12 protein-coding genes and 1 pseudogene are annotated in these 18,486 nt (G+C 70.7%); 5 read left to right on the forward strand and 8 right to left on the reverse strand.

Annotated features, from left to right (window positions below):
• Positions 1-113 precede the first annotated feature (113 nt).
• The 3 genes from PHZ_RS13650 (at position 114) to PHZ_RS13660 (ending at position 6,008) form a co-directional block, all read left to right on the forward strand.
• Positions 114-3,110: a TonB-dependent receptor gene (locus PHZ_RS13650; RefSeq protein WP_012523007.1), complete on the forward strand. Its 2,997-nt coding sequence runs from the start codon at positions 114-116 to the stop codon at positions 3,108-3,110.
• 64 nt (positions 3,111-3,174) lie between these two features.
• The gene (locus PHZ_RS13655) at positions 3,175-4,587 is read left to right on the forward strand and encodes a glycoside hydrolase family 28 protein (RefSeq protein ID WP_012523008.1); all 1,413 of its coding nucleotides are present in this window, start codon (positions 3,175-3,177) and stop codon (positions 4,585-4,587) included.
• A 14-nt stretch (positions 4,588-4,601) separates the two neighbouring features.
• A complete protein-coding gene (locus tag PHZ_RS13660) occupies positions 4,602-6,008 on the forward strand; it encodes a glycoside hydrolase family 28 protein (protein ID WP_012523009.1) in 1,407 nt (468 codons plus the stop codon).
• Here the strand turns inward: PHZ_RS13660 and PHZ_RS13665 are convergent.
• The 8 genes from PHZ_RS13665 to PHZ_RS13700 all read right to left on the reverse strand — a co-directional run bounded on the left by PHZ_RS13665 (position 5,984) and on the right by PHZ_RS13700 (position 16,477).
• Complete coding sequence (locus PHZ_RS13665) at positions 5,984-7,624, reverse strand: glycoside hydrolase family 43 protein (protein ID WP_012523010.1); 1,641 nt, start codon at positions 7,622-7,624, stop codon at positions 5,984-5,986. The two genes, PHZ_RS13660 and PHZ_RS13665, sit on opposite strands and share 25 nt — an antisense overlap.
• Positions 7,621-8,895, reverse strand: a complete 1,275-nt coding sequence (locus tag PHZ_RS13670; protein WP_012523011.1) for an MFS transporter — start codon at positions 8,893-8,895, stop codon at positions 7,621-7,623. Before PHZ_RS13670 ends, PHZ_RS13665 begins: the two co-directional genes overlap by 4 nt.
• Positions 8,896-8,927: 32 nt before the next feature.
• Positions 8,928-10,349 carry a sugar porter family MFS transporter gene (locus PHZ_RS13675; RefSeq protein WP_041373551.1) on the reverse strand — a complete coding sequence of 474 codons (1,422 nt, stop codon included), beginning with the start codon at positions 10,347-10,349 and terminating at the stop codon, positions 8,928-8,930.
• Positions 10,350-10,497: 148 nt separating this feature from the next.
• Complete coding sequence (locus tag PHZ_RS13680) at positions 10,498-12,279, reverse strand: IlvD/Edd family dehydratase (RefSeq protein WP_012523013.1); 1,782 nt, start codon at positions 12,277-12,279, stop codon at positions 10,498-10,500.
• Complete coding sequence (locus PHZ_RS13685) at positions 12,272-13,150, reverse strand: SMP-30/gluconolactonase/LRE family protein (RefSeq protein ID WP_012523014.1); 879 nt, start codon at positions 13,148-13,150, stop codon at positions 12,272-12,274. Before PHZ_RS13685 ends, PHZ_RS13680 begins: the two co-directional genes overlap by 8 nt.
• Complete coding sequence (locus tag PHZ_RS13690) at positions 13,147-13,893, reverse strand: SDR family NAD(P)-dependent oxidoreductase (protein ID WP_041374218.1); 747 nt, start codon at positions 13,891-13,893, stop codon at positions 13,147-13,149. Before PHZ_RS13690 ends, PHZ_RS13685 begins: the two co-directional genes overlap by 4 nt.
• Entirely contained in the window at positions 13,890-15,338 is a 1,449-nt protein-coding gene (locus PHZ_RS13695) for an aldehyde dehydrogenase family protein (protein WP_012523016.1), read from the reverse strand. The genes PHZ_RS13690 and PHZ_RS13695 overlap by 4 nt, the downstream gene beginning before the upstream one ends.
• Positions 15,335-16,477, reverse strand: a complete 1,143-nt coding sequence (locus tag PHZ_RS13700) for a fumarylacetoacetate hydrolase family protein (RefSeq protein WP_012523017.1) — start codon at positions 16,475-16,477, stop codon at positions 15,335-15,337. Before PHZ_RS13700 ends, PHZ_RS13695 begins: the two co-directional genes overlap by 4 nt.
• Before the next feature lie 157 nt (positions 16,478-16,634).
• On the opposite strand from PHZ_RS13700, the gene PHZ_RS13705 reads away from it, so the two are divergent.
• Together PHZ_RS13705 and PHZ_RS23640 are read left to right on the forward strand one after the other, a co-directional pair.
• The gene (locus PHZ_RS13705) at positions 16,635-17,900 is read left to right on the forward strand and encodes an SGNH/GDSL hydrolase family protein (RefSeq protein WP_012523018.1); all 1,266 of its coding nucleotides are present in this window, start codon (positions 16,635-16,637) and stop codon (positions 17,898-17,900) included.
• Positions 17,897-18,295, forward strand: a pseudogene (locus PHZ_RS23640) (polysaccharide deacetylase family protein); the annotation flags it as partial. The gene PHZ_RS13705 and the pseudogene PHZ_RS23640, both read left to right, overlap by 4 nt.
• Between the last annotated feature and the right edge of the window lie 191 nt (positions 18,296-18,486).

An 18,486-nucleotide genomic window follows, 5' to 3' on the forward strand; every position in this document is an offset into this window, starting at 1 on the left:
ACTTTCGCAAGCTAATATGACACCGGTGTCAATTCAACCGACGCCGGAACGGGAAACCAGAGGCCGCATCGACGGCGACGCCTGGAACAACGGGCGGTAGGGGAGGAAGATCGATGGTGCGAACGGGCGAAATCCGCCTGCGCTCGCTGGCGTGCGGCGCGTCCATTCTGGTGCTGGCGGGCGGCCTGGCCGGCCCCGCGCTGGCCCAATCGGCAGCTCAGCAGTCCGCCGAGGTCGACGAGGTCGTCGTCACCGGCTTCCGCGCGGCGATCCAGAGCGCGATCGCGGTGAAGCGCGAAGAGTCCGGCGTGGTCGACGCGATCAAGGCCGAGGACATCGCCAAGTTCCCCGACAACAACCTCGCCGAGTCGCTGCAGCGGATCCCCGGCGTGGCGATCACCCGCTCGGCCGGCGAAGGCCGCAACATCACCGTCCGCGGCCTGGGGCCGGGCTCCACCCGCGTGCGCATCAACGGCATGGAGGCCCTGACCACCACGGGCGGGTCCGACGCCGACGGCGGCGCCAACCGCAACCGCCAGTTCGACTTCAACGTCTTCGCCTCCGAGCTCTTCAACAGCCTGGCGGTGCGCAAGACGGCCTCGGCCAGCGTCGAGGAAGGCTCGCTCGGGGCGACGGTCGACCTGACCACCTCGCGGCCCTTCGACTTCGGTCGCGACCAGGTCCTCAGCCTCTCGGGCCAGATGGGCTACAACGACCTGTCGAAGAGCTGGGACCCGCGGGTCGCCGGCCTGTTCTCCAAGACCTTCCTGGACGACACCTTCGGCGTGCTGGTCTCGGTGGCCTACTCCGAGCGCGGCGTGCGCGAGGAAGGCTTCAACACCGTCCGCTGGGGCGAAGGCACGTCGAACGGCGGCTGGTGCAGCCCGCTGGGCTACGACACCAATCCGAGCGCCGCCGGCCAACAGTTCAACCCGACCACCGCCGCGGCGGGATCGTCGGCCACCAACTGCTTCGCGGGCGATCCGCGCATCCCCGGCACGCCCGAGGCGATCGCCGCCTACGAACGCGCGTCCGACCGGGGCAGCTGGCATCCGCGCATCCCGCGCTACGCCCGCCTGGACTACGATCAGGAGCGCCTCGGCATCACCGGCGCCCTGCAGTGGAAGCCCACCGACCGCACCACGGTCAGCTTCGACTACCTCTACTCGAACTATAAGTCCCACCGGACCGAGAACTACCTGGAGGCCATCTCCTTCAGCCGGAACGCCTCCTCGCCCGAGTTCGGCAAGGCCTACATGATCCCGCGGGTGTTCGACACCGACGAGCACGGCACCCTCACCTACGGCGAGTTCGACAACGTCGACATCCGCATCGAGAGCCGCGAGGACAAGCTGGAGACCATCTTCAGCCAGTACAGCCTCTCGGGCGTGCACGAGCTGACCGACACCATCCGGATCAGCGGGATGATCGGCACCTCGAAGTCCAGCTTCAAGAACCCGATCCAGACCACGATCACCTTCGACCGGGCGAACCAGGACGGCTGGATCTACGACGCGCGGGACAACCCGCTGCTGCCGAACATCACCTGGGGCTTCGACATCACCGACCCCAACGCGTTCACCTTCACCAACGCCAGCGCCAACGGCACGGTGCGTCCCAGCGAGGTGCGGCTGCGTCCGCAGTTCGTGCAGAACAGCTTCGACATCGGCGCGGGCGACATCGCCTGGGAGATGAACGACACCTTCACGCTGAAGGTCGGCGCCACCTGGAAGAAGTACGTGAACGATGGCCAGGAGTACCGCCGGGCCAGCGAGTTCGCCCTGCCCGCCATGCCCTCGGGCGTGACCATGGGCTCGCTCTCCGAGCAGCTCACCGGCTTCGGTGACGGCCTGGGCGGCGACGGCATTCCCTCGGGCTGGGTGATCCCCGACTTCGACGCGGTGGCCCAGGCCTACGGCATCTACAGCGGGACCGGGACCTTCGCCCTGCTCGGCATCGAGAGCAGCAACGCCCGCGGCAGCTGGCGCACGGTCAAGGAGGAGAGCGCCGCCTACTACGCGCAGGTCGACTTCGACACCGACATCCTGCCGTGGCGGCTGCGCGGCGATTTCGGCGTCCGCTACGTCGACACCGACGTGACGGCGCAGGGCTACCGCACGCTCAACTCGGCGCCCTCGCAGATCACGGTCGAGAACTCGTACGACAACTGGCTGCCGTCGGCGAACGTGGTGGCCGAGGTCACCCCGGATTTCCTGGTCCGCGCCGCCGCCGCCAAGGTGATGGTGCGTCCGGGCCTCGGGTCGCTGAACCCCGGCGGCACGTTCAACACGACCGGCAACCTCACCATCTCGGCGGGCAACCCGTTCCTGAAGCCCGCCAAGGCCAACACCTACGACCTGTCGTTCGAATGGTATCCGGGCGGCGACTCGCTTGTGGCCCTGGGCTTCTTCATCAAGGACTTCAAGACCGACTTCTCGACGGTCCGCCTGACCGGGCCGTTCTCGTCCTTCGGCCTGCCCGCCGAGCTGCTCGAGGGCACCGGCCGGACGCCGAACGACGAGGCCCAGTACACCACCACCATCAACACCAAGGGCGGCGATCCGCTCAAGGGCTTCGAGGTCAACGTCCAGCAGCCCTTCACCTTCCTGGTGGACCGCTTCGGCATGCCGGAGTGGACGGGCAACTTCGGCGCCCTGTTTAACTACACCTACGTGAAGGGCACCTCGATCTTCTGCGCCGGCACGCCGGTGAACGGCGAGTGCCCCGCGAACCTGACGCTCGAGAACCGGCCGACGAACGTCTCGAAGAACGCCTACAACGCCACCCTCTTCTACGAGGACGCGAAGTTCAGCGCGCGGGTCTCCCTGTCCCACCGCAGCAAGTACCTGTTCGCCGTCCCGTCGGGGAACCAGGGCAACCTGACCACCGGCCGCCGGCAGGACTTCCAGGACGCCGACTGGGTGCCCTCGACCACCACCGTCGACGCCAACGTCAGCTACCAGCTCACCGAGAAGCTGCGCCTGACGCTCGAGGCCCTCAACCTCACCGACGAGGAGAGCCGGCAGTTCAACGACACCGACGCCCAGCGTGTGTGGACCAACCACCACTTCGGCCGTCAGTTCTACTTCGGCGCCCGCTACAGCTTCTAAGCGGGCCCGGACGGCCGGGCGGTCCTCCCCCCGCCCGGCCTCTCCCTTTTCCAGGAGGTCCGGCATGATCAGCCGCCGTCAGATGCTCATCTCCGGCGCGGCGGCAGCCTGCGCCCCCGCCGCCGCCGCGGCCGCGGACGATCCCTGGGCCGAGGCCGAGGCCATCGTCGCCCGGATCAGGCCGCCGATCTTCCCCGACCGGGATTTCCCCATCACCGACTTCGGCGCCGACGGCGAGGCCGTGGCCGATTCCAGCGAGGCCTTCGCCAGGGCCATCGCCGCCTGCCACGCGGCCGGCGGCGGCCGCGTGGTCGTGCCGCCGGGCTGGTGGCTGACCGGGCCGATCCACCTGAAGAGCAACGTCAACCTGCACGTCCAGAAGGGTGCGACGATCCTCTTCAAGACCGATCCCAAAGCCTACCTGCCGCTGGTCTTCACCCGCTGGGAGGGCGTCGAGCTGATGAACTACTCGCCGTTCGTCTACGCCTTCGAGCAGGAGAACATCGCCGTCACCGGCGAGGGCGTGCTCGACGGCCAGTGCTCGCGCGAGCACTGGTGGACCTGGAAGGGGCCCTGGAAGCAGAACCAGCACGGCTGGGCCGAGGGCATGCCCAACCAGCGGCCCGCCCGCGCGCGGCTGTTCCAGATGGCCGAAGACCGCACGCCGGTCGAGCAGCGCGTCTTCGGCGAGGGAAGCTACCTGCGCCCGCCGTTCATCCAGCCCTACCGCTGCACGAACGTGCTGATCGAGGGCGTGTCGCTGCGCCGTTCGCCGTTCTGGCAGGTGCATCCGGTGCTGTGCCGAAACGTCACGATCCGCAGGCTGGACATCAACAGCCACGGCCCGAACAATGACGGCATCGACCCCGAGAGCTGCGACCACGTCCTCATCGAGGACTGCTTCTTCTCGACCGGCGACGACTGCATCGCCCTCAATTCGGGCCGCAACGAGGACGGCCGACGGGTCGGGGTCCCCTGCCAGAACGTGGTGATCCGCGGCTGCCGCATGGCCGACGGCCACGGAGGGCTGACCATCGGCAGCCAGATCTCGGGCCACGTCCGCAACGTCTTCGCCGAGAACTGCCGGCTGGACAGCCCCGACCTCGACCACGCCATCCGCTTCAAGAACAACGCCCTGCGCGGCGGGATCGTGGAGCGGGTCCGCTACCGCAACCTCGAGGTCGGCCAGGTGCGCCGCGCGGTGGTCACGGTGGACTTCAACTACGAGGAGGGGGCGAACGGCCGCTTCAAGCCCGTGCTGCGCGACGTGCTGATCGAGAACGTCCGCAGCGGCCGAAGCCGCCGGGCCGTCGACCTGCAGGGCCTGCCCGGCGCGCCGGCCCGCGACATCCGCATCGTGGACTGCGACTTCCGGGGCGTCGCCGAGCCTTCCATCGTCCGCCACGTCGAGGGGCTGAAGCTCACGAACGTGCGGGTGAACGGCAAGGTCGTCCGCGACCTGACGGCGCCGGTCTGATGGGGGGGTGTCCGATGCTGCGCCGGACGCTGCTGGCGGGCCTCGCGGCGCTTTCGCTCGCCCTCCCGGCCCAGGCCCTCCCAGCCCAGGCCCTCCCAGGCCGCGCCGAGTCCGACCCGGAGATGTGGCGGGCCGCCGAGGCCATGGCGGCGTCGATCGAGGCGCCGCGCATCCCGGACCGCGGCTTCGATCCCGCCCGCTTCGGCGGCAGGGCCGACGGGCGGAGCGACGCGCGCCCGGCGATCCAGAAGGCCATCGATGCGGCCCACCGCGCCGGCGGCGGCCGGGTGACGCTGTCGCCCGGCGTCTGGTTCTCAAGGGGCCCGGTCCGGCTGAAGAGCCACGTCGAGCTGCGGGTGGAGGCGGGCGCCACCCTGCTCTTCTCGCCCGAGCCGGACGACTACCTGCCTCCAGTGAAGACCCGCTGGGAAGGAACCGAGGTCTACACCTACTCGCCCTTCATCTACGCCGCGGGCGTCGAGGACGTGGCGATCACCGGCGGGGGCGTCATCGACGGCAATGCGCAGAGCCGCTTCCACGCCTGGCACAACCTGGCCGAGCCCGACTTCCAGCGCCTGCGCCGGATGGGGTTCGAGGGCGTGCCGGTGGCGCAGCGCCGCTTCGGCAAGGGGACCCACCTGCGCCCGCCGCTGATCCAGGTGTTCGGCGGCAAGCGCGTCCGCCTGGAGGGCTTCACCGCCAGGAACTCGCCGTTCTGGGTGAACCATCTGGTCTACGCCGACGAGGTGGTCGTGCGCGGGATCACCGTGGACAGCCACTTCCCCAACAACGATGGCGTCGACGTGGAGTCCTCCACCCGCGTGCTGATCGAAAACAGCCGTTTCCGCACCGGCGACGACAGCGTGGTCATCAAGTCGGGCCGCGACCTCGACGGGCGGCGCATCGGCCGGCCCAGCGCCTGGGTGCTGGTGCGGGGCAACGATATGGGCGGCGAGGACGGCATCGCCCTGGGCAGCGAGATGTCGGGCGGCGTCCACGACGTGTTCTTCACCGACAACGTGCTGCGCAAGGGGCTGTCGGCGATCCGCTTCAAGGCCAACCTCGACCGCGGCGGCACGGTGGAGCGCGTGCGCGTGCGCAACATGACCGTGGAGGACTTCGGCACGCTGTTCTGGTTCCAGCTCAACTACCCCGGCGAGCTGGGCGGGAACTTCCCCTCGACCTACCGCGACATCGTTTTCGAGAACTTCAAGGTGGGCGGCGCCGGCACGTTCTTCGAAGCCCACGCGCCGGCGCAGGCGCCGCTGAAGGACGTGGTGCTGCGCAACATCGTCGTGCGCGAGGCCAAGGTCCCCTGGGTGCTGGAGAACGTCGAGCGGCTGACGCTGGAGAGCGTGGTGCTCGGCGGGCAGCGCTTCGACGGCGAGCTGAAGGCTCAGGTGGTTGGGTCGGCCCGGTAGTCCCGCTCGGCGTACTCGAACCAGTCGAAGTCGGCCGGCCTGCCCGCCCCCGACGTGTCCTGGCAGCAGACTCCGACGAAGGCGCCGGTGAAGTTGGGCGCGCCGGGCTGGGTCGCCTCGTCCGAGAGGATGGAGGCGTCGAACACCTCTGGCAGCCAGGTCCAGGCGCCCTCCCCTCCCTCGCCAGCGGCGCGCCAGGCGAACCGCAGCCGCTCGTAGTCGACCTCGACGCGGAGCTCGACGGGACCGTCAGGGATCGCGACGGGCCGGGTGAAGGCGTCGGCTTGGGGCGAGTCCGGCAGGGCCGACATCGCCTGCACGCAGCGGCCGAGGGCCTCGTCGCGGGTGACCATCAGGTAGTGGGACTTCGAGCCGTTGTAGTAGCAGACCAGCCCCGCGGCCTGCTGGAAGTGCTCGGGATCGAACATCATCCGCGTGGCCGCCGAGTAGCAGAAGGCCTGCTGGCGCCGCGCGACCAGCGCCTGGCGGAACAGGCTGCCCAGGCTCTCGCGGCCATAGAGGCGCAAGGAACCGGGGCGCTCCGTCAGGCTGAAGATCTCCTCCGGATGCGGCGTGCGCAGCCACTGGAACTCCTCGGGCAGGTGCGGATCGTCGAAGTCCCGCCGCACGGGCGACGCCGGCCAGGGCTGGAGCGGCAGCGGCGGCTCGATCTCCAGCTCGGGATCGCCCCGGCTGTCCTGGGTACGCAGCCACCCGTCGTCGCCCCAGGTCATCTCCTGGATCGCCGTCTCGCGGCCGAGCACGCAGCGGCCGCGGTTCGGCAGCGGCCGCCCGCACAGATAGACCGCGAACGTGCGGCAATCCGGCGTCTCCACCAAATCCGCGTGCCCGGCCCGCTGGAGCGGGGCGTGCGGCCGGTCGCGCGCCGTCAGCACCGGCCCGTCCGGGTGCAGCTCGTACGGGCCCCAGAGCTGGCGGGAACGGGCCATCACCACGGCGTGGCCCCAGCCGGTGCCGCCTTCCGCCACCAGCAGGTGATACCAGCCGTCGCGGCGATAGAGGTGGGGCGCCTCGGTCAGCCCCAGCGGCGTGCCCTCGAAGATCACCCGCCGTTCGCCGACCAGCCGGCGCTCGGCGGGCGAGTACTCCTGGCAGACGATGCCGGCGAAGCGGTTGCGGCCCGGGCGATGGTCCCAGAGCATGTTCAGCAGGTACTTGCGGCGGTCGTCGTCGTGGAACAGCGAGGGGTCGAAGCCGCTCGAATTCAGATGGACCGGATCCGACCAGCCCCCGTCGATCGTCGGCGAGGTGACCAGGTAGTTGTGGAAGTCGCGCAGCGAGGCGCCCGACGCGCCGCCCACCGTCGTGCGGCCGTAGCGCTTCACGTCGGTGTAGATCAGGTGGAACAGGCCGTCCGCATGGCTGAGGCACGGCGCCCAGACGCCGCATCCGTCCGGATCGCCGCGCATGTCGAGCTGGCCCGGGCGGTTCAGCGGCCGCGCGGCCAGGCGCCAGTTCACCAGGTCGCGCGAGTGGTGGATCTGCACGCCGGGAAACCACTCGAAGGTCGAGGTGGCGAGGTAGTAGTCCTCGCCCACCCGTACGATCGACGGGTCGGGGTTGAAGCCGCGCAGGACGGGATTGCGCACGCTCATGCCGCCGGCAGCTCCGAGACCGGAGCCCGCACCGGCCGGTCGCGCACCAGGGTCCAGAGGACCGCCGCCCCGACGAGGTCCAGGAGGCCGAGGGCGAGGAAGAACGGATCGTAGCCGACCGTCGCCACCAGGCCGCCGATCAGCAGCGAGAAGATCAGCACGCCGAGGTTCCCGAAGGTCCCGGCCATGCCGGCCACGGTCGCCACCTCGTTCCGCTTGAAGAGGTCGGAGGCCATGGTGATGACGGTGACCGACAGCGTCTGATGGGCGAAGCCGCCCAGGCAGAGCAGCGCGATGGCGAGATAGGGGCTCTCTACCCGGCCGACGAACATCATCCCGGTCATCATCAGCGCGCCCAGGGTGAAGGCGCCGCGCCGGGCGTTGATCAGGCTGACGCCGCGCCGCTGCAGGAACTCGACGACGGCCGGCCCGAACAGGCAGCCGAGGTCCGCGGCCAGGAACGGCAGCCAGGCGAACATGGCGATCTGCTTCAGGTCGAAGCCGCGGGTCTGGACCAGGTAGAGCGGGATCCAGAACGCCAGCGTGCCCCAGGTGGGGTCGGCGAGCAGGCGGGGGATCGCGATGCCCCAGAAGTCCCGGCGGGCCATCAGCTTCAGCATCGAGGGCCGGGCGCCGTCGTCATGGAGGTCCGGCTCCTGCCCCTCGAGGATCTTAGCCCGCTCCTGCGGCGACAGGCGCGGATGCTGGTCGGGCGTGCGGAAGCCCCACCACCAGAGCGCCGTCCAGACGAGGCCCAGGAGGCCGGTGATGATGAAGGCCGCGCGCCAGTTGAAGGCCAGGATCGCCCAGGCCACCAGCGGCGGCGCGAGCATCGTCCCGAACGAGGCGCCGATGTTGTAGACCCCGCCCGCGAAGCCGCGCTCGCGCGCCGGGAACCAGGTGGCGACCACCTTCATCCCCGCCGGATTGGCCGAGCCTTCCGCGAAGCCCAGCAGCCCCCGCAGGGCGGCGAAGGCGGGCCACGTGCTGGCGAAGCCGTGGGCGATCGAGATCGCCGACCAGGCGCCCGCGAAGATCGCCAGGCCGGTGCGCAGGCCGAGGGTGTCGAGGACGTAGCCCACCGCCGGCTGGAGCATGATCCCGGCCTGGAAGGCGCCGGTGATCCAGCCGTACTCCCGCTCGCTGATCGACAGGTCGGCCAGCATGGTCGGCGCGGCCACGCCCATGGTCGCGCGCGTCAGGTAGTTGAGCATCGCGCCCAGCATGACGAGCGCGATGATCCACCAGCGGAGGGCCCAGAGCCGGCGCATGGCGCGGGTCCGAGGAAGCCAGCCCTAGGCCGTCAGCCCGTCATCTCCTCGAGTTCGCGGCCGCGGGTCTCCTTGACCATGGCGCGCACGAAGAACAGCGAGACGAGCGCGCTGGTGGCGTAGAAGCCGTAGGTGATCGGCAGGCCCAGCCCGGCCGCCAGCGCCGGGAAGGACACGCTGATCCCGAAGTTGGCGATCCATTGAGCGAAGCCGGCCACCGCCAGGCCCGAGCCGCGGATCTGGTTCGGGAACATCTCGCCCAGCATCACCCACATCACCGGGCCCCAGGAGAGATTGAAGAACACGACGTAGGCGTTGGCGGCGATCAGGGCGATCAGGCCCGCGCCGTCCGAGAGCTCGACGGCGCCGTCGACGACGGTGGCCGTGGAGAACGCCGCGGTCATGATCCCGAGCGTCACCGCCATGCCCGCCGAGCCGGCCAGCAGCAGCGGCTTGCGGCCGATCCGGTCGATCAGCAGCACGGTCGCCAGGCACGCCAGGATCGAGAGCGAGCCCGACAGGATGTTGATCTTCAGCGCGTCGTCTTCCGAGAAGCCGACCGACTGCCAGAGCACGGCGCCGTAGTAGAAGACCACGTTGATGCCGACGAGCTGTTGGAACACCGCCAGGCCGATGCCGGTCCAGACGATCGGGCGGATCTTGCCGGTGGTCTTGTCCACCAGGTCCTTCAGGCTGGGCCGGTGGTGGTCGGCGGCGAGCGAGGCGCGGATCTCCTCGACCTTGCGGCGGGCCTCGGCGGCGCCGAACAGGCGGGTGAGCACGCCCTCCGCCTCGGCCTCGCGGCCCTTCACCACGAGGTAGCGGGGGCTCTCGGGGATCAGCAGCAGGGTGAGGAAGAAGATCCCCGCCGGGATCACCTGCATCCAGAACATCCAGCGCCAGGCCGGGAAGCCCATCCAGAACTCGGCCGTCGAGCCGCCGGCGGTGGCGGCCAGCAGGTAGTTGGCGACGAAAGCCCCGGTCAGGCCCGTGATGATCATGATCTGCTGGACGCTGGAGAGCCGCCCGCGGATGCTCGCCGGGGTCACCTCGCTGATGTAGACGGGCGAGAGCACCGAAGCTGCGCCGACGCCCAGGCCGCCGACGATCCGCGCCACGATGAACACCGCCGAGGAATCGGCCGCGCCGGTCCCGAGCGCCGAGAGGATGAACAGCACCGCGGCGATCATCATCACGCTGCGGCGGCCGATCCGGTCGGCCAGCCGGCCGGCCAGGAAGGCCCCCGCCGCGCAGCCCAGCAGGATCGCGCCGACGTTGAAGCCGGTGCCCAGCTTGGAGAGGTTGAACGCGCTTTCCAGCCCGTCCTGGGTGCCATTGATGACGCCGGAATCGTAGCCGAACATGAAGCCGCCGATCGTGGCGACGGCCACGATCGCGCCGATGAAGGCCATGTTGACCCGTGCGGCCTCGCCGCCCCCGGCCAGCCCGCTCACGGGCGCACTTCCTGTGGTGGACACTTACGACCTCCCTGGGCGGGCGAACCCGCGGTTCGTAACGCATCGGTCTCTGACGGACCTTTGTCGCGCAGCCTTAATGATAGCGGTATCATGGTCAAGCCAAATGGTATGACCTGGCGGGTTTTCAGTGGTTGTGGCGTGGGGTCTTGGCCGAGACGCCGCGATACTTCACGGCCATTTCCAGCACGGCGCCCTCGGCGAGCTGGCCGGTTTTCTCGCGATAGAGCTCCTCCCAGGGCGTGCGGCTCTCCGGGACAGGCGGCGGGGCCTCGGCCTTGCGGCGGGCGATCTCGGCCTCGTCCACCAGGGCGTCGCACCGGCCGGTGTTCAGGTCGATGCGGATGACGTCGCCGGTGCGGAGCCAGGACAGCCCGCCGCCGGCCGCGCTCTCCGGCGAAGCATTGAGGATGGAGGGGCTGTCGGAGGTGCCCGACTGGCGCCCGTCGCCCAGGGTCGGGAGGCTGGAAATCCCGCGCTGGATCAGGGCGTCCGGCGGCTGCATGTTCACCACCTCGGCCGAGCCCGGCCAGCCCAGCGGCCCCGAGCCGCGGATCACGAGGATGGTCCGCTCGTCGATATCCAGCGCCGGGTCGTTGATCCGGTGGTGGTAGTCGCCCGATCCGTCGAAGACGACGGCGCGGGCCTCGAACACCCCTTCCCGTCCGGGCTCGGCGAGGTAGCGCGCGCGGAACTCCTCGGAGATCACGCTGGTCTTCATGATCGCGAAGTCGAACAGGTTGCCCTTCAGCACCAGGAAGCCGGCCCGTTCCTTCAGCGGCTGATCGTAGGGCGTGATGACCTCGCGGTCGCTCGCCTCCCGGCCCTCCAGGTTCTCGGCCAGGGTGCGGCCGGTGACCGTCAGGCAGCCGCCGTCGAGCTGGCCCGCCCGCAGCAGCTCCCACATCACCGCGGGCACCCCGCCGGCGCGGTGGAAGCGCTCGCCCAGGTACTTGCCGGCCGGCTGCATGTTGACGATCAGCGGCACGTCGTAGCCGTGGGCCATCCAGTCCTCGGGCGACAGCTCCACCCCCGCGTGCCTGGCCATGGCCACGATGTGCGGCTGGGCGTTGGACGAGCCGCCCGCGGCGCTGACCACCTTGATCGCGTTCAGGAAAGCGGCGCGGGTCAGGATCTTCGACGGCCGCAGGTCCTCGTAGGCCATGTCCACGATCCGGCGGCCGGTCTCGTAGGCCATCTGGCCGCGCTCGCGGTAGGGAGCCGGGATCGCCGCGCAGCCCGGCAACGACAGGCCCAGGGCCTCGGCCACGGCGTTCATGGTCGAGGCCGTGCCCATGGTGTTGCAGTGGCCCGCCGAGGGCGCGGAGGCGGTGGCCCGGCGCAGGAACTCGGCCTCGTCGATCTCGCCCGCCGCCAGCTTGCGCCGGCTGCGCCAGATGACCGTCCCAGAGCCCACCAGCTCGCCCTCGTGCCAGCCGTCCAGCATCGGCCCGCCCGACAGCACGATGGCCGGGATGTCCACGGTCGAGGCCGCCATGACGCCCGATGGCGTGGTCTTGTCGCAGCCGGTGGTCAGCACCACCGCGTCGATCGGATAGCCGTAGAGGATCTCGGTGAGGCCGAGGTACGCGAGGTTGCGGTCCAGCGCCGCGGTCGGCCGGCGGCAGTTCTCAAAGATTGGATGGACCGGGAATTCCATCGGGACGCCGCCCGCGTCGCGGATTCCATCCCGCACCCGACGCGCGAGGTCCAGGTGGATGCGGTTGCAGGGCGACAGGTCGCTGCCCGTCTGGGCGATGCCGACGATGGGGCGGCCCGACTGCAGCTCCTCCGGCGTGATGCCGTAGTTCATGAACCGCTCGAGGTAGAGGGCGGTCATGTCCGAGCGTTCGGGGGCGGCGAACCACTCCCGGGACCGGAAGGGGCGCGCGGGCTTGCGGTCAGGCATGGGCCATCTGGTTCTGCGGCAGGCCGGGGACGTCGACCTCGAACCGGAAGAGGCCGCCGGCGAGCGGCTGCTTCTCGCGCTCGTCGGCCGAGAGGCCCTTCCAGGCGGTGGTGGCGTAGACGCTCGTCAGGTCGTCGCCGCCGAAGGCCAGCTTGGTGATGTTGGCGACGGGGAACCCGACCTTGGCGAGGAGCTCGCCCTTGGGCGAATAGCGCCGTACGTGCCAGCCGGCGAAGAGGCCCGTCCAGACGCAGCCCTCGGCGTCCACCGCGGGCCCGTCGGGATAGCCGCCGCCTTCCTCGATGCGCGCGAACACCCGCTTGTTCGACAGCTCGCCGGCCGGCGAGAGGTCGAAGGCGTAGATCGTCTTCTGCAGGGTGTCGGTGTGATAGAGCGTCCGCCCGTCGGGGCTCGCCGCCGGGCCGTTGGTGATGCAGTAGCCGGTGTCGCAGCGCTGCAGGCCGCGCTCGTCCAGCCGATAGAGCGCCCCGGTCAGCGCCGTCTCGCCGTCGTGCATCGAACCGAACCAGAGCCGGCCCTTCGCATCCACGAAGCCGTCGTTCAGGCGGTTGTCCAGGGACGGGTCCTCGACGGCCGTGATCAGCTCGAAACGGCCGCCGCGCGGCTCGAACCGGTGCAGGCCGGTCTTCAGGCCTGCGACCCAGCCCCCGCCGGCGACCGGGGCGATGAACCCCGGCTGGGCGGGCGCCGCCCAGCTCCAGGCCGCGCCGGTGACCGGCTCGTAGCGGTGGATGCGGCGGCCCTTGATGTCCACGAACCAGACCGCGTCGTCGTCGGCCCGCCAGACGGGCCCCTCGCCCAGCTCGGCGTCGGCGCGCAGCACGCAGTCGGGTTCGGAGAGGACCTTCATCGCCAGCCTGCGTCGATCCAGTATTCGTGGCCGGTGCACATGCGCGCGTCGTCCGAAGCCAGGAAGAGCACCAGCGCCGCCACGTCCGCGGGCTCGATCCGCGACTTCAGGCATTGCTGGGCGACGATCTCGGCCTCGCCCTCGGGCGTGTACCACTTCATCTGCCGGAGCGTCTTGACGTTGCCGGGCGCCACGCAGGTGACGCGGATGCCGAAGGGGCCCAGTTCGCGCGCCAGCGCCCGGGTCATGCCCTCGATTCCCGCCTTGGCGGTCTCGTAGAGCACGAGGTCCGGCAGCCCGAGGTGCCAGGAAATGGAGCCGAAGTTGATGATTGCGCCTTCGCCCGCGGCCTTCATCGCCGGGACCACGGCCTTGGCGCAGAACACCATGTGCCGCAGGTTCACCGCGATCCGGTCGTCGAAATAGGCCGGCGTCACCTCGTCCAGCGTGTGACGGTCGTCATTGCCGGCGTTGTTCACCAGCACCTGCACCGGGCCGATCTTCGCGAAGCAGCCTTCGATCGCGCCGGCGTCCGTGAGGTCGCAGCGATGGAACACCGGCGGGACCTCGGCCCCGGCCAGGCTCGTCTCCAGCACCCGCGATTCCGTCTCGAGCACGTCCAGGAAGTGCACCTCGGCGCCCTGGCGGACGAAGGCCTCCACGAGGCCCGCGCCGATGCCCGAGCCGCCGCCGGTGACGACGACGCGCTTGCCCTTCAGGCTGGGGTAGATCGCCGAGGTCACGCCCACGAGTAGGCCGTCTTCGTCTGGGTGTAGAACTCGACCGCCGCGAAGCCCTGCTCGCGGGCGCCGTAGCTCGACTTCTTTATGCCGCCGAAGGGCACGTGGTAGTCGACGCCGGCGGTGGCCAGGTTGACCATCACCATCCCCGCCTTGGCGCGGCGCTGGAAGTCGCGGGCGTGCTTCAGCGAGGTGGTGACGATGCCGGCCGAGAGGCCGAAGTCGCCGTCGTTGGCCACGGCCAGCGCCTCCTCATAGTCCTTGACGCGTACGGTGCTGGCCACGGGCCCGAAGACCTCCTCGCAATTGATCCGCATGTCCTTGTGGGTGTCGGCGATCAGCGTCGGCTGGACGTAGTAGCCGGGCTGTTCGAGCTGCAGCCGGCCGCCGCCGGTGATGAGCCGCCCGCCCTCGTTCCGGGCGATGTCGATGTACCGGTAGCTGGTCTCCATCTGCGCCTCGCTGACCGCGGGGCCCATCTGGGTGGCCGGATCGAGCGCATCGCCCACCTTCAGCGCCGCCACCTTCTCGGCCAGAGCCTGGACGAAGCGGTCGTGGATTCCCTCGGTGACGATCAGCCGGCTGGAGGCGGTGCAGCGCTGGCCGGTGGCGAAGAAGCTGCCGTCCAGGGCCACCATGACCGCGCGGTCCAGGTCGGCGTCGTCGAGCACCACCAGCGGGTTCTTGCCGCCCATCTCGAGCTGCACCCGCGCCTGCCGCTTGACCGCCGCCTCGGCGACGCTGGCGCCCACGGTCTGCGAGCCGGTGAAGGAGATCCCGTCCACGTCGCGATGCTCGACCAGCCTGGCGCCCATCGAACCCGGGCCGAAGATCATGTTGAAGACGCCCGCGGGCGCGCCGCACTCGTGGATGATCTCGGCGAGCGCCGCGGCGATGGCCGGCGTCGGGCCGGCCGGCTTGATCACCACCGTGTTGCCGAACGCCAGCGCCGGCGCGCTCTTCCAGGCCGGGATGGCGATCGGGAAGTTCCAGGGCGTGATCAGCCCGAACACGCCCACCGCCTGGCGGTAGGTCTGGATCTCCACGCCGGGGCGCACCGAGTCCAGGTTCTGGCCATGGCGGCGCAGGGCCTCGCCGGCGAAGTACTTGAAGATGCGTCCGGCGCGGACGGTCTCGCCGATCCCCTCGGGGACGGTCTTGCCCTCCTCGCGGGAAAGCAGCTGGCCCAGCTCCTCGCGCCGCTTCAGGATGGTGTCGCCCACCTTGTCCAGCAGGTCCGAGCGGACCTCGGGCGAGGCCTCGGACCAGGCGGGGAAGGCGTCGCGGGCCGCCGCCACTGCGGCGTTCACCTCGGCCTCGCCGCCCCGCGGCACGCGGGCCACGACGTCGTTGGTGTTGGAGGGGTTCAGGCTCTCCTCGGGCGCATCGGCGGCGACGCGTTCGCCCCCGATGAAGTGCGCCAGGGTCTGGGTCGTGGACTTCGTCACTGGGCGGTCTCCGCCGAAAGCAGGCCGCGGCCGGCCAGGTTACGCATCAGGTCGCCGACGCCGAACGTCCACGGCGGCGCGGCCTTCGAGGTCGTCACCTCGTTTTCGAGAACGCCCAGGCGGGGGCTCGCGACCCGCACGACGTCGCCCACCTTGTGTGTGAAGCCCTGGCCGGGGGCGTCGCGGTCCTGGGTGGGCGCGAAGAGGGTGCCGCAGAACAGGACGAAGCCGTCCGGATACTGGTGCTCGCTCATGGCCTGGCGCACGAGGTCGAGGGGATCGCGGCTGATCTGGTCCATCGAGCTGTGCCCCTCGAGGCGGTAGTTGTCCGGCCCCTCGATGACGAGATCCACGCGCGCCGTGCGCACATCGTCGATGGTGAAGCCCTCATCGAACAGGCGGACGAACGGGCCGAGCGCGCACGAGGCGTTGTTGTCCTTGGCCTTGCCCAGCAGCAGGGCGCTGCGCCCCTCGAAGTCGCGCAGGTTGACGTCGTTGCCCAGGGTGGCGCCCAGCGCCCGGCCCGCGCTGTCGCAGACCAGCGCCACCTCGGGCTCGGGATTGTTCCAGGCCGAATCCGAACGGACGCCGACCTGGGCGCCGTGGCCGACCGCGGACAGGATCGGCGCCTTGGTGAAGATCTCGGCGTCGGGGCCGATGGCGACCTCCAGGTACTGCGACCACAGCCCCTCGGCGATCAGCGCCGCCTTCAGGCGGGCGGCGGCCTCGGAACCCGGAGTGACCGCGCGGATGTCGGCGCCCACGCGGTCGCGCAGGTCGGCGCGGATGGCCTCGGCCCTAGCGGCGTCGCCCCGCGCGCGCTCCTCGATCACGCGCTCCACGGCCGAGACGGCGAAGGTGACGCCCGCCGCCTTGACGCACTGCAGGTCGACGGGGGCCAGCAGCGGATTGCGATCGAAATCGAAGTCCTCGACGGGCCCTAGATCCCGCCCCGCCGGGGCCTGCGGCCAGCCGTTCAGCAGGTCGGCCACGGTGGCGGCGGCCGAGACGTCGAACAGCCGGCCATTGCGGCAGAGCACGGGCGTGGGGCCTTCGGCGGTCCGGATGCGGCCGACCAGCGTGGCGGCCGGCCAGTCGGCGGGCAGAAAGGCTTGCGGCCGCTCGGCGGCTCTGCCCATGGTCAGACCTCCCTATTTTTGGTAGCGCTATCAATCTCGCCCCTCACCTGTCAAGGTGGGCGTCAGCCGGGCCGCCTCAAGGAGCCTGGGAAGCACGAGGAGGAGCGTCTTGCACGGGCCGCTGATCTTGTCCGTCACCCGCCGCCGACTTGGGGGCATGCTGGCGGCCGCCGCCGCCGTCCTGCTGGCGATCGCGCCCCAGACTGCAGCGAGCCAGACTGCAGCGAACCAGGCTGCAGAGAACCAGGCCGCAGCCCGCGCGCCGACATGGGTCGGCGCCTGGGCCGCCTCGCAACAGATCCCCGAGCCGCACAACACCCTGCCGCCCGAGATGCTGACCGACGCCACGGTCCGCCAGGTGGTGCAGACGACCCAGGCCGGGCCGGTCCTGCGCGTGCGGCTCTCGAATCTGTTCGGCGCCGCGCCGCTGACGTTCTCGTCCGTGCGGGTCGCCCGGCCCGTCGCGCCGGGGTCGGCGAGGATCGATCCCGCCACCGACCGGGCGGTGACCTTCGGTGGCCGGAGCGAGGTCACCGTACCCGCCGGCGCGGAGTACGTGTCAGACCCCGTCGACCTGCCCGTCGCCGCGCTCTCCAGCCTGGCGGTGAGCTACCACCTGCCGCGCCCTCCCGACGGACAGACGGGCCACCCGGGCTCGCGCACCACCACCTTCGTCGCGAGGGGGAACCGCACGAGGGCCGCGGACCTCCCGGGCGCCGAAACGTTCGTGCGCTGGCACCAGCTCTCGGCCGTGGACGTGGTCGCCGGGCCCGGCGCGGCGGCCATCGTGACGTTCGGCGATTCGATCACCGACGGCTTCGGCGTGGGGCCGGACCGCAACGAGCGCTGGCCCGACTTCCTCGCGCAGCGCCTGCAGGCCGATCCCCGGACCCGCCACCTCTCGGTCCTCAACCACGGCATCGGCGGCAACCGGCTGCTGCTCGACGGCCTGGGCCCCAACGCCCTCGCCCGCTTCGACCGCGACGTGCTGAACCAGACGGGCGTGCGCTACGTGATCGTCCTGGAGGGGGTGAACGACCTCGGCAGTCTCACCCGCCTGGAGCCCGCGAGCCCCGAGGCCCAGAGCCGGCTGACGGCCGACATGATCGGCGTCTACCGCCAGATGGTCGCCCGGGCCCGGGCGCGGGGGATCAAGGCGATCGGCGCCACCATCCTGCCTTTCGCCGGGTCCGACTACTACAAGCCTCCGCCCGAGACCGAGGCCAGCCGCCAGGCGGTGAACGCCTGGATCCGGGCGCCCGGGAATTTCGATGCGGTGATCGACTTCGACGCGGTGATGCGCGATCCGGCCCGGCCCGACCGGCTGCGGCCCGAACTGGACGTTGGGGACGGCCTGCACCCGTCCATCGCCGGCTACAGGGCGATGGCCGAGGCCGTGCCGCTGTCGCTGTTCGACCGATGAGGGCGGCGGCGCTCGCCCTGGCCGCCGCGCTGCTGGCGCAGCCGGCGCGGGCGGTGGAGATCGCGCTGACCTTTGACGACCTGCCCGCGCACAGCGCCCTGCCGCCCGGGGAGACCCGCGCCGGCGTCGCCCGCGACGTCCTGCGGGCCCTGGAGAGGGCCGAGGCGCCGGCCACCGGCTTCGTCAACGGCGGCTTCCTGCAGGCCGAGCCCGACTCGGGCCTCGCCCTCAGGCTCTGGCGCGAGGCGGGCCGCCCGTTCGGCAACCACACCTGGAGCCACCTGCGCCTCACCTCGGCCTCGGCCGCCGCCTTCGAGGCCGACGTCGTGCGCAACGAGGCGCTGCTGGCCGCGCTGGCCGAGGGCCGCCCGTGGCGCTGGTTCCGCTACCCGTTCCTGGCCGAGGGCGAGACCCCGGAGGTCCGCGCCCGCGCCCGGTCTTTCCTGCAGGCCCGGGGCTACCGGATCGCCAGCGTCACCCTCGATTTCGGCGACTGGGCCTACAACGATCCCTACGCGCGCTGCGCCGCCCGCGGCGACGCCGCCGCGGTCGCCGGGCTGGAAGCCCGTTTCCTGGCGGCCGCCGC

It is taken from the genome of Phenylobacterium zucineum HLK1 (assembly GCF_000017265.1).
Lineage (GTDB): Bacteria > Pseudomonadota > Alphaproteobacteria > Caulobacterales > Caulobacteraceae > Phenylobacterium > Phenylobacterium zucineum.